The organism is Sulfitobacter sp. CW3, assembly GCF_019392245.1.
Taxonomy (GTDB): Bacteria; Pseudomonadota; Alphaproteobacteria; order Rhodobacterales; family Rhodobacteraceae; genus Sulfitobacter.
The window spans coordinates 566,822-577,607 of record NZ_JAHXRL010000001.1; the positions used below are offsets into that span (position 1 = coordinate 566,822).

The 10,786-nt window shown below is 58.0% G+C and carries 10 protein-coding genes; all 10 read left to right on the plus strand.

Features of this window, described 5'->3' with window-relative positions; translation table 11 throughout:
* Positions 1 to 51: 51 nt before the first annotated feature.
* Positions 52 to 1,020, plus strand: coding sequence for an iron-siderophore ABC transporter substrate-binding protein (locus KZZ06_RS02550; RefSeq protein ID WP_219578443.1), 969 nt, complete (start codon positions 52 to 54; stop codon positions 1,018 to 1,020).
* Positions 1,020 to 2,021 carry an iron ABC transporter permease gene (locus KZZ06_RS02555; RefSeq protein WP_219578444.1) on the plus strand — a complete coding sequence of 334 codons (1,002 nt, stop codon included), beginning with the start codon at positions 1,020 to 1,022 and terminating at the stop codon, positions 2,019 to 2,021. The genes KZZ06_RS02550 and KZZ06_RS02555 overlap by 1 nt, the downstream gene beginning before the upstream one ends.
* On the plus strand, positions 2,018 to 3,064 hold the full coding sequence (locus tag KZZ06_RS02560; protein WP_219578445.1) for an iron chelate uptake ABC transporter family permease subunit: 1,047 nt from the start codon (positions 2,018 to 2,020) through the stop codon (positions 3,062 to 3,064). Before KZZ06_RS02555 ends, KZZ06_RS02560 begins: the two co-directional genes overlap by 4 nt.
* Positions 3,061 to 3,882 (plus strand): ABC transporter ATP-binding protein, encoded by an 822-nt coding sequence (locus KZZ06_RS02565; RefSeq protein ID WP_219578446.1) that lies wholly within the window; start codon positions 3,061 to 3,063, stop codon positions 3,880 to 3,882. Before KZZ06_RS02560 ends, KZZ06_RS02565 begins: the two co-directional genes overlap by 4 nt.
* Before the next feature lie 98 nt (positions 3,883 to 3,980).
* A complete protein-coding gene (locus KZZ06_RS02570; RefSeq protein WP_219578447.1) occupies positions 3,981 to 6,071 on the plus strand; it encodes a TonB-dependent siderophore receptor in 2,091 nt (696 codons plus the stop codon).
* Positions 6,072 to 6,158: 87 nt separating this feature from the next.
* Positions 6,159 to 7,208 (plus strand): siderophore-interacting protein, encoded by a 1,050-nt coding sequence (locus tag KZZ06_RS02575; protein WP_219578448.1) that lies wholly within the window; start codon positions 6,159 to 6,161, stop codon positions 7,206 to 7,208.
* Between the two features lie 100 nt (positions 7,209 to 7,308).
* The gene (gene gmk, locus KZZ06_RS02580) at positions 7,309 to 7,950 is read left to right on the plus strand and encodes a guanylate kinase (RefSeq protein ID WP_219578449.1); all 642 of its coding nucleotides are present in this window, start codon (positions 7,309 to 7,311) and stop codon (positions 7,948 to 7,950) included.
* On the plus strand, positions 7,947 to 8,468 hold the full coding sequence (locus KZZ06_RS02585; protein WP_219578450.1) for a gamma carbonic anhydrase family protein: 522 nt from the start codon (positions 7,947 to 7,949) through the stop codon (positions 8,466 to 8,468). The genes gmk and KZZ06_RS02585 overlap by 4 nt, the downstream gene beginning before the upstream one ends.
* Positions 8,469 to 8,471: 3 nt before the next feature.
* A complete protein-coding gene (locus KZZ06_RS02590; RefSeq protein WP_219578451.1) occupies positions 8,472 to 9,521 on the plus strand; it encodes an ATP-binding protein in 1,050 nt (349 codons plus the stop codon).
* Between the two features lie 140 nt (positions 9,522 to 9,661).
* Positions 9,662 to 10,702, plus strand: coding sequence for a substrate-binding domain-containing protein (locus KZZ06_RS02595; RefSeq protein WP_219578452.1), 1,041 nt, complete (start codon positions 9,662 to 9,664; stop codon positions 10,700 to 10,702).
* The last annotated feature ends 84 nt before the right edge of the window (positions 10,703 to 10,786 follow it).

Consider the following 10,786-nt stretch of genomic DNA (forward strand, 5'->3'; position numbering starts at 1 on the left):
CAGACCCGCCGCCCCCTCAGCACGTATCAAATAATCAGAGTAGGAAGTTTCATGTTACGCGTTTTGATGAACATCAGTGTCGCATTGTGGGCAACGTCAGCGGCGGCGCAAGAATTCCCAGTCACCATTGACCATGCGTTTGGGCAAACAACAATCGAAACACGCCCCACCCGGGTGGCATCGGTCGGCTGGGCCAACCACGAGGTGCCGCTGGCCTTGGGCATTGTGCCCGTCGGTTTTGCGCGCGCGTCGTGGGGCGATGATGACGGCGACGGGTTGTTGCCTTGGGTGACGGAAAAGCTTGATGAGTTGGGCGCGCAGACCCCGGTGTTGTTCGACGAGGGCGACGGCATCGATTTCGAGGCAGTCGCCTCGACCAACCCCGATGTGATCCTTGCGGCCTATTCGGGTATCTCGCAATCCGACTATGACACGCTGAGCCGGATCGCCCCAGTCGTTGCTTACCCCGATGGCGCGTGGACCACGACCTGGCGCGAGATGATCCGCCAGAACGCGGCGGGCCTTGGCATGGCGGCGGAGGGCGAGGCGATGGTGACGCAAATCGAAGAGCGGATTGCGAATGCCCTTAAGGACTATCCCCAGCTTAAGGGGAAAACCGGTATGTTTGTCACCCATCTGGACATTCGCGACCTGAGCACGATTGGTTTTTACGCCGCTGCCGACCAGCGGGTACAGTTCTTGGAAGACCTCGGCATGGCGACGCCCCGGGCGGTCCGCGAAGCCAGCGAAGCGGGCAAATACTCGGGCCGCGTCAGCGCCGAGCGGATCGATTTGTTCAACGACGTTGATGTTGTCGTGACATACGGGGATATGGCGCGGTTGACCGAGTTGGTGAAAAACCCGCTGATCGCGCGTTTTCCGGCGATTGCGCGTGGGTCGGTCATTTTGCTTGCCAATGATCCGATGGGGACTGCGGCCAATCCGACGCCGCTTTCGATTGATTATGTGCTCGACGATTATCTGACCCGTCTGGCAGATGCTGTCGCACGCAGCGAGTAATGACCCTGACCCGCGATAATAAAGCCCTGCGTGTGATCCTTGTGGTCGCACTGCTGTTGGCGACGGTCGGGCTGTCGCTGGCCGTCGGAACACGCAGCGTGCCATGGCCCGAGGTATGGGCGGGGCTGACCGGACGGATCGAGAGTATCGGTGCCGCCGCCGTCGCCGTGCGGATGCCGCGCACCGCCTTGGCGGTTTTGGCGGGCGGCGGTTTGGGGATCGCGGGGGCGGTGATGCAGGGCATTACCCGCAACCCGCTGGCCGATCCGGGGATTTTGGGCGTGAATGCGGGTGCTGCCTTGTTCGTGGTGGTGGGCATCGCTTGGTTCGACATAAGTGGTGCTACAACATTTCTGTGGCTCGGTATTGCGGGCGCGGGCTGTGCTGCGGTTTTCGTCTATGCCATCGGGTCAACCGGGCAGGGCGGGGCGACGCCGCTCAAGCTGACGTTGGCGGGCACGGCTACTTCTATCGCAGCATCGGCGTTTATCATTGCGGTGGTGTTGCCGCGCAATGACATCGCGGGCAGCATTCAATCTTGGCAGGTCGGCGGCATTGGTGGCGCGCGGTTCGACACGATTCTGCCCAGCCTGCCGTTCCTTGCCATCGGGCTTTTGCTAAGCTTGGGGTCGGCGCGCATTCTTAATGCGTTGGCCTTGGGCGAAGAAATGGCCGCGGGGCTGGGCCAAAACGTGGCGTGGGGCCGCGCGATGGCGGCAGCGGGGGCGATTGTGCTGTGCGGGACGGCAACAGCGCTGTGTGGCCCGATCGGATTTGTCGGACTTGTGGTGCCGCATATGTGCCGGATGATCGCGGGTATTGATTACAGGATCGTCTTGCCCTTGTCGGCGCTTGGCGGGGCCAGCCTGCTGGGGATGGCCGATGTAGTGGGGCGGATCATTGCGCGCCCGAATGAACTGGATGTGGGCATTGTCACGGCCTTTGTCGGCGCGCCGTTCTTTATCTGGACGGTACGGCGGCAAAGGATGCGCGGGCTATGAGCGTTCAAACGGCAGAACTATCCGGTGCTGTGCAAAGCGCGATCCGTCAGCGGGTCAACCGCCGCAGCGTGGTTGTCGTCGCCTTGCTGATCGCGACCGTGCTGATCTTGATGGCCGTCACCCTTAGCTGCGGACGCGGGTGCCTTGCCCCCCATGATGTGATCGCGGCCTTGATGGGAGATGACGCATCCGGGGCCACATTTGTGGTCAATGACCTGCGTCTGCCTCGGGCGCTGATGTCTGTTGCAACGGGGCTGTGCTTTGGTTTGGGCGGGGTCGCGTTTCAGGTGATGCTGCGCAACCCGCTGGCCAGCCCGGACATCATCGGGATCAGTGCCAGTGCCGGGGCCGCAGCGGTGTTCGCGATTGTTATTCTGGCCTTTGATGGCTGGTTGGTCTCTGCCGTTGCTGTTGTGTCGGGGCTGCTGGTTGCGACGCTGATCTGGGCGCTGTCGTCCCATCGCGGTGCCGCTGGCGCGCGGTTGATCCTGATCGGGATTGGCGTGTCGGCCATGCTGGACAGTGTGACGGCCTATGTGTTGCTTGAGGCACCCGCGTGGGACCGCGCCGAGGCGATGCGCTGGCTGACGGGCAGCGTAAACGGCGCGCAATTGGCAAATGTCATCCCTGTGCTGGGCGCGCTGATTGTCTTCGGCGGGCTTCTGGCCGCCAGCGCGCGCGACTTGAATATCTTGCGGTTGGGGGATGACGCGGCCCGTGCCCTTGGCGTGCATACCGAGGCAACGCGCCTGCGTGTCACTTTGGCGGCAGTCGGGCTGGTGGCCTTTGCCACGTCGGCTGCGGGCCCCATCGCATTTGTCGCGTTTTTGTCGGGGCCCATTGCGGCGCGCGTGTTGGGCGGATCACGGGGTATTTTGGCGGCTGCGGGCCTTGTCGGCGCGATCCTTGTGCTGGCTGGCGATTTCACGGGGCAGTTTTTATTGCCCGCACGGCTGCCTGTCGGCGTGGTCACGGGGGCGGTTGGTGCACCGTTTCTGTTGTATTTGATCGTGCGCACCAACCGAAACGGGGGCACAATATGAGCTTTGACCGAACCCTTGAGGCGCAGGCGCTATGCGCCGGATATGACAAACGCACGATCCTTGAAAACGTCACCCTTGGTTTGCGCCCCGGGCAGATCACCGCGATTGTTGGCGGTAACGCATCGGGTAAATCGACGTTGTTGCGCACGCTGGCGCGGATTTTGCCGGTAAAGTCTGGGACGGTTTTGCTGGATGGCAAATCGTTGCATCAGATGCGGTCGCGCGAGGTGGCGCAGATCATGGGGCTGTTGCCGCAATCGCCCATCGCGCCCGAAGGCATTACGGTTGCTGATCTGGTCGGGCGGGGCCGCCATCCGCACCACGGGCTTTTCTCGCGGTGGAACAATGACGACGACCGCGCCGTATCCGACGCGTTGAAAGCGACGGGGATCGAAGCGCTGGCAGAGCGCGAGTTGGACACGTTGTCAGGCGGGCAGCGGCAACGCGCCTGGATCGCCATGGCATTGGCCCAAGAGACCGAACTGCTGTTGCTGGATGAACCCACGACCTTTCTGGATGTATCCCACCAGATCGATGTGCTGGACGTGTTGGTGGATATGAACACAAGCCGGGGCACCACGATCGTGATGGTCTTGCATGATCTGAACCTTGCCGCGCGCTATGCAGATCATTTGATCGCGGTGGCCGACAAGGGGATCTACGCCGAGGGCGCGCCCGCCGATATCCTGACCGAAGGGCTGGTGCGCGACGTTTTCGGGCTTGAGTGTCGTATCATCAACGACCCGGTTTCAGACACGCCAGCGATGGTTCCGATTGGCCGTCACAAGGTCGGTCGCACAAAAAATGACGCCGCATAACGATAACCAACTAAAATAGTACATTAAGGGTAGAGATCAAGGCGCAGGCGTTTTATAGCATTACCTTAGTGATTCACTAAATTATACTGGAGTTCCCATTGTTACGTTCTAATTCCTCACCGCTACGCTTTGGGCACGCCTCCCTCAAGTCGGTCTTGATGTGCTGCACGGCGATGTTGCCAGCTGCGGCTATCGCCCAAGATTCATACCGGCTTGATGACGTTACCCTGGAGGCAGAGGGTACCTATGCAGGCGCTTCTGATGCGGAATCGGTGGTGGCAACAGGGATTGATGCGGGCGGCAAGTTTTCAGGCGATCTGTTGGACATCCCTGCCAGCGTTTCGGTCATTACCAGCAAAGAGATCAAACAGCGCAACGCAGATACGGTCGAAGAAGTGCTGAACTACACCGCCGGTGCGTCGACCGACAGCTATGGCGCTGATGACCGGTTCGACTATTTCACCATTCGCGGGTTTAATGCCCACACATACCGCGACGGTCTGATGATCGGTAAAAACTTTGGCGGTTTCCGCGAAGAACCCTTTGCCTACGAGCGGGTCGAAGTGTTCAAAGGTGCGAATTCGGCAAGCTTTGGTATCTCGGATCCCGGCGGGGCGGTGAATTATGTCACCAAAAAACCGCGCGATGAAAAATTCGGCGAAGTTTACACCCAACTTGGTTCCTTTAATACGAAAGAGGTGGGGCTGGATTTTGGCGATAAGCTGAACAAAGATGGCACGCTGACCTATCGTTTCACGGGGCTGCTGCGTGACGGTGAACTGGAATACCCTTCCTCTGAAAACGACGAAGTCTTTGCCATGGGTGGGCTGACGTGGCGCCCGTCTGACGCGACCGAACTGACCCTCGTTGTGGATCACGTTGACCGCGACTATGTGCCTGGCAGCGGCGGCTTTCCCGTCGGTTATGACTTTGATCGCGGCTCCGATTTCTTTGGCGAACCCGACTATAACTACCGCGGTGCCTCGCGGACGTCTGTGTCGCTTATGGCCGACCATAGCTTTGGCAACGGGCTGAAATTCTCGGGCAACCTGCGCTATATCGATCGCGAAGACGACTTTGGCTATGCCTATGTGTCTGGTGCGACTGGCACCACGGTGAACCGCGCGTTCTTTCAAAGTGCAGGGACGACCAAAGCGCTTATCGCCGATGCGCACCTGACCTATGACAGCGTCATCGCGAACGCCAAGAGCACGACCGTGGCCGGTATCGAATTTTCGCATGCCGAAACCACGGACAAACGTGATTGGGGGGCCGCCCCGTCGATTGATCTGAACAATCCCGTCTACACGGGCGCACCTGCAACTGTGGCGAACTTTGCCAATCTTGATACCGAAACCGACAGCCGGGCGGTTTACGTGCAACAAGAGCTGAACTGGAGCGATAAAACCATCCTGTCCTTTGGTCTGCGTCACGACTGGATCGACATCACCGAGCAGAACAACAACACGAATGCGACGACAGAGAATAACATCTCTGAGACAACCGGCCGGGTTGGTTTGACCTACAAGATCACGCCCGAGGTGTCCTTGTACGGGAGCTATGCGCAATCGGTCGTTCCTGCCAGTGCAGGGGTAGAGCCTGAGGAAGGCGATCAAATCGAGTTCGGTACAAAATGGCGCCCAGCCGGCACCAACGCGTTGTTCGCGGCCTCGGTCTATCAGCTGTCCAAGACCAACATCACCCGCACCAACCCTGTGACCAACCTGTCCGAGGCAATCGGCGAAGTCCGTGTGCGCGGGATCGATCTGGAGGCAAAGGCCGAGATCGGTGCCTATGACTTCACCGCATCCTATAGCTACCTTGATGCCGAGATCGTCGAAAATGGCACGTCGGGCAATGTTGGCAATACCCCGGCGCTTGTGTCTTCGCACATCGCGTCGATCTGGGGCAGCCGTACTTGGGAAAACGTAGGGCGCGGTGATCTGACCGCTGGCTTGGGTTTGCGTTTTAACGGCGGCTATTACTTTGACGATACGAATGCGTCAGGCGAAACGGGCAGCTTTATCGTCGTAGATGCAGCCGTGTCTTATGACCTAACCAAGCAGACAACATTGTCTGCCAGCGTCACCAACCTGTTCGACGAAAAGCACGTATCCTACGGCGGTTTCTATGCTGACTTCTACAGCCCAGGCCGCGAAGTACAGGTCAAGCTGGCCCATACTTGGTAAGCAATTGGGGGGCGGCGCATCGTGATACGCCGCCCTTACCCAAATTAATCCAGACCCTCATTTTCGCCGTCATTCCATAGGTCAGCTATGCAAAAAACCACCGCAGAAACCACAATTTCACTCGCTGCGCCGCAGGCGCTGTTGGGGCAGTTCGTTGCGCATATGCGGGATGATCACGGGATGTTCTTTAACGTTGCCGATGATGGCGCACATAGCTTTGAAAATGACGGCTACAGGATCGAACTTCGCCCTCAGCACCTTGGCCTGCGCATCCGCCTTGAGGCACCTGACGAACACGCGATGAGCTTTACCAAGGAAGGTATCGTTCACCATGTTGAGGAATTTGACACCGCCGCTGCCGAAAGCATCCGCTGGAATAACGAGCAGGCAGCTATTGGCAACACGCCCGAAAATTTCCGTGTCCTGACAGTGCGCAAAAGCGAACAGGTGTTTGACGGGATGCAGCGGGTTACGTTGCATTATCCCGACATCAAAACCCTTCAGACCCGCGGAATTCATCTGCGCCTGATCCTGCCGTGCGATCCGTCGCGTGTGCCGGTCTGGCCGGTAATGGGGGAAAACGGCGCGCCGGTTTGGCCTGTCGGTGCAGACCAGCTGCACGCCCGCTATATCACCTTGAAAAACATCCGTGCCGATCTGGAAGAGGTCGATATTGATATTGTCCGCCACGGTACGGGGATCGTTTCGCAATGGGCACAAAACGCCAGCGCGGGCCAATTGGTGGGGGCGATGGGGCCAACGGGTATGGATCGCCTGCCAAAAGCCAAATCCTATTTCATCGCGGCTGACGGCACGGGGTTGCCTGCGGTAGCACAATTGCTGTCGCGACTGCCGCAAGATGCAGTGGGTGACATGGTCGTGGCGCTGCCAGCATCCGTGGATCATCGCAGCTATCTGCCGCACAGCGGGCTGAACATTCACACCCTGTCACCAGATGAATTTGAACAAAATGTCGTCGCAATGGCTGAACGCCTGACCCAGCAAGGCGAGACAGGATATGCCTTTTTCGCCGGTGAATTTGCCAACGCCCAATCCCTGCGCGCGCATTTCAAAAAGGGTCTGGGCCTGGATAAAACAACTCAGATCAGCGCCACATATTGGCGCAGGGATCGCTGATCAAAACCGGAGTTATGCGCGCTGGAATTTGCCCTAAGCCCGTTGACAGTCGCCAGTTCATGCTTTCTTTGTCCGTCCAACCTAGTATGTGGAGACAGACATGAGCGATCGTCGCGGCCTTTTGATTATCCTCAGCTCACCGTCGGGGGCCGGTAAATCGACCCTTGCGCGCAAGCTGCGTGATTGGGACCCGTCGCTGCAGTTTTCTGTGTCTGCCACCACCCGTACCCCCCGCGTGGGCGAGGTCGACGGAAAAGACTATTTCTTTACCGACGAAGAAAAGTTCCGCACCATGGTGAATTCTGGTGATATGCTGGAACATGCGCGGGTCTTTGGCAATTATTACGGATCACCCAAAGGGCCGGTGCAGAATTCAATCGACGAAGGCCGCGATGTGTTGTTCGACGTCGATTGGCAAGGCGCGCAACAGATCAGTACATCCGCTCTCAAGCAGCATGTACTGTCTATCTTTATCCTGCCGCCAACCATCCGCGAACTGCGCCGTAGGCTTGAAACCCGTGGTCAGGATAACGCCGAAACCATTGGCTTGCGCATGGAAAAAAGCTGGGACGAGATCAGCCATTGGGATGGCTACCACTATGTTTTGATCAACGATAATCTGGCCGAGACCGAGGCCCGGTTAAAGGCGATCATCGTGGCAGAACGTTTGCGGCTTTCCCAGCAGCCCAATCTGGTGGATCATGTCCGCGCCCTGCAAGCCGAATTTGAGGAAACAGAATGACCCTATATGCCCTAGCCGATTTGACGCCGACTGTTGATGCAGATGCGTGGGTGGCCCCTGATGCCAATGTGATTGGCAATGTTGCGCTAGAGGCCGGATCGTCGGTCTGGTTCGGCTGTACCCTGCGCGGTGACAACGAGCTGATCAAAGTCGGCACAGGCAGCAATGTGCAGGAAAACTGCGTTTTTCACACCGATCCGGGCTGCCCGCTGACGATCGGCGAAAACTGCACGATCGGTCACAAGGTCATGCTGCATGGCTGTACCATCGGGGATAATTCACTGGTGGGGATGGGGGCGACAATTCTGAACGGGGCCAAGATCGGCAAAAACTGCCTGATCGGGGCAGGGGCGTTGATTACGGAAAACAAGGTGATCCCCGACGGGTCGCTTGTGATGGGCGCGCCGGGCAAAGTTGTGCGCGAACTGGACGCGGCTGCGATTGCCGGGCTGACGGCCAGTGCCCAGCATTACCAGGAAAACGCGCGCCGTTTCCGCCGCGATCTTGTGCCTGTCTAGCCGATGGTGATCCGCCCGCTCTTGCCCGATCTGCTGGCGGCATTGCCTTTGCCGACCCTTGCTATTGATCGTGAGGAACGGATTGTCGCCATGAACACAGCGGCGCAGACCCTTGTCGGGGCCGCGGCATTGGACCGCCATTATATCAATGTCCTGCGACAGCCCACTGTGGTGGACGCCGTTGAGCAATGCCAGCGCGACGGCAAAGCCCGCGAGGCGCATTACCTGTCCAGCGATGGGGGCAATGACACCCGGTATCAGGTATATGTCAGCAAGGTGAACGGGTCCGACTATGTGTTGCTTAGCTTTCAGGACATCACCCAACTGGCCAAAGCCAGCCAGATGCGCCGCGATTTTGTGGCCAATGTCAGCCACGAACTGCGCACGCCGCTGACGGCCTTGATGGGGTTCATCGAAACCCTGCGCGGCCCCGCACGCGATGATGCCCCCGCACGCGACCGGTTTTTAGGGATCATGACCGGCGAGGCCGAGCGCATGAACCGTCTGGTGGGCGATCTGCTGTCGCTCAGCCGGGTTGAATCCGAAGAACGGTTGCGGCCCACGCAAAAGGTCGACCTGCGCTATGTGGTGCAATCAACCGTGCGCAATTTGAACCCCTTGGCGGTCGAGGCCAACGTGACGTTGCTGCCCCGCATGGCCGATGTCGATCTGCCGATGATCGGCGATTCCGATCAGCTGTTGCAGGTGTTTACCAACCTGATCGAAAACGCGATCAAATACGGGGGTAACGGCAAAACCGTCGAGATTGACGTGGAAACAACCCTGCGCGATCCATCCCTGCGCGGCCCCGCGGTGCGGGTCACCGTCACCGACCACGGCCCCGGTATCGATCCGCTGCACATTCCGCGCCTGACCGAACGGTTTTACCGTGCCGACAGCCACCGCAGCCGCGCGCTTGGCGGGACGGGGCTGGGGCTGGCGATTGTGAAACATATCCTAAGCCGCCACCGAGGACGTTTGAAAATCGACAGCGAGCTTGGAAAAGGCAGTCAGTTCACGGTGATCTTGCCCTTGGACGCGGCCCAAGACTAATCGCGTTTAAAAAGATAACAGTTTCTTGCGTTGTCATAAAACTGTAACACTACTGTCACAAAAGCCAAATGTAGAAGCCCTAGTGCTGCGAGAGGACCACCATGGGGGTGGTCAAAAATTCAAAGCTGACAGGAGACATCATGTCGCTCGTTAAAATCACTACGTCCGCCCTGGCCATTTCCGCCGTTTGTGCAACAGCTGCTGTTGCCCGCGATCAGGTACAGGTTGCTGGTTCCTCCACGGTTCTGCCGTATGCATCAATCGTTGCCGAAGCGTTCGGTGAAAACTTTGACTTCCCAACGCCTGTTGTTGAATCCGGTGGTTCTTCTGCTGGTCTCAAGCGTTTTTGTGAAGGTGTTGGCGAGAACACAATCGACGTCGCAAACGCATCACGCAAAATCAAAGAAAAAGAAGTCAAAGCCTGTGCCGAAAACGGTGTGACAGACATTATCGAAGTTCGTATCGGTTATGATGGCATTGTTTTCGCGTCCGACATCAACGGCAACTCATTCGAATTCACCCCCGAAGACTGGTACAAAGCACTGAGCGAAACCATCGTTGTTGATGGCGAAATCGTTGCAAACCCGAACAAAAACTGGAACGAAGTCAACGCCAGCTTCCCTGATCAGCCGATCCAAGCCTATATCCCAGGCACCAAGCACGGCACACGCGAAGTGTTCGAAGAAAAAGTGATCCTGGCCGGTTGTGAAGCCACAGGCGACTTCGAAGCATTCAAAGCTGCCAATGGCGACGACAAGAAAGCCGCCGAGAAAGCCTGTATCGCGATCCGCACCGATGGCAAATCTGTCGACATCGATGGCGACTACACCGAGACATTGGCCCGCATCGAAAGCAACAAAGACGGTATCGGCGTATTTGGTCTGGCGTTCTACGAAAACAACACAGACAAGCTGAGCGTTGCCACAATGAGCGGTGTTGTTCCTTCGGTTGAGAGCATCTCGACCGGTGAATACCCTGTGTCGCGCCCGCTGTTCTTCTACGTCAAAAAGGCTCACATCGGCGTGATCCCCGGCTTGAAAGAATATGCTGAGTTCTTCGTCGCCGACGAAATCGCAGGCCCCGATGGTCCTTTGGCTGAATACGGTCTGGTATCCGACCCAGAGCTGGCAACAGTTCAAAGCACCGTTGCAGAAGAAACTGTAATGGGCGGCGGCTCCTAAGCCTTCAAAGATCACCCGGAGAAGCATTGTTGCTTCTCCGGGTTTTCGCTACTGACTGCCAAAATTTGAAATTCGACCGCCCGT

Bases quoted from the DNA above. Each gene is read 5' to 3' on its own strand.
- KZZ06_RS02550 (WP_219578443.1), top strand. From the start codon at position 52: ATGTTACGCGTTTTGATGAACATCAGTGTCGCATTGTGGGCAACGTCA.
- KZZ06_RS02555 (WP_219578444.1), top strand. From the start codon at position 1,020: ATGACCCTGACCCGCGATAATAAAGCCCTGCGTGTGATCCTTGTGGTC.
- KZZ06_RS02560 (WP_219578445.1), top strand. From the start codon at position 2,018: ATGAGCGTTCAAACGGCAGAACTATCCGGTGCTGTGCAAAGCGCGATC.
- KZZ06_RS02565 (WP_219578446.1), top strand. From the start codon at position 3,061: ATGAGCTTTGACCGAACCCTTGAGGCGCAGGCGCTATGCGCCGGATAT.
- KZZ06_RS02575 (WP_219578448.1), top strand. From the start codon at position 6,159: ATGCAAAAAACCACCGCAGAAACCACAATTTCACTCGCTGCGCCGCAG.
- gmk (WP_219578449.1), top strand. From the start codon at position 7,309: ATGAGCGATCGTCGCGGCCTTTTGATTATCCTCAGCTCACCGTCGGGG.
- KZZ06_RS02585 (WP_219578450.1), top strand. From the start codon at position 7,947: ATGACCCTATATGCCCTAGCCGATTTGACGCCGACTGTTGATGCAGAT.
- KZZ06_RS02590 (WP_219578451.1), top strand. From the start codon at position 8,472: ATGGTGATCCGCCCGCTCTTGCCCGATCTGCTGGCGGCATTGCCTTTG.
- KZZ06_RS02595 (WP_219578452.1), top strand. From the start codon at position 9,662: ATGTCGCTCGTTAAAATCACTACGTCCGCCCTGGCCATTTCCGCCGTT.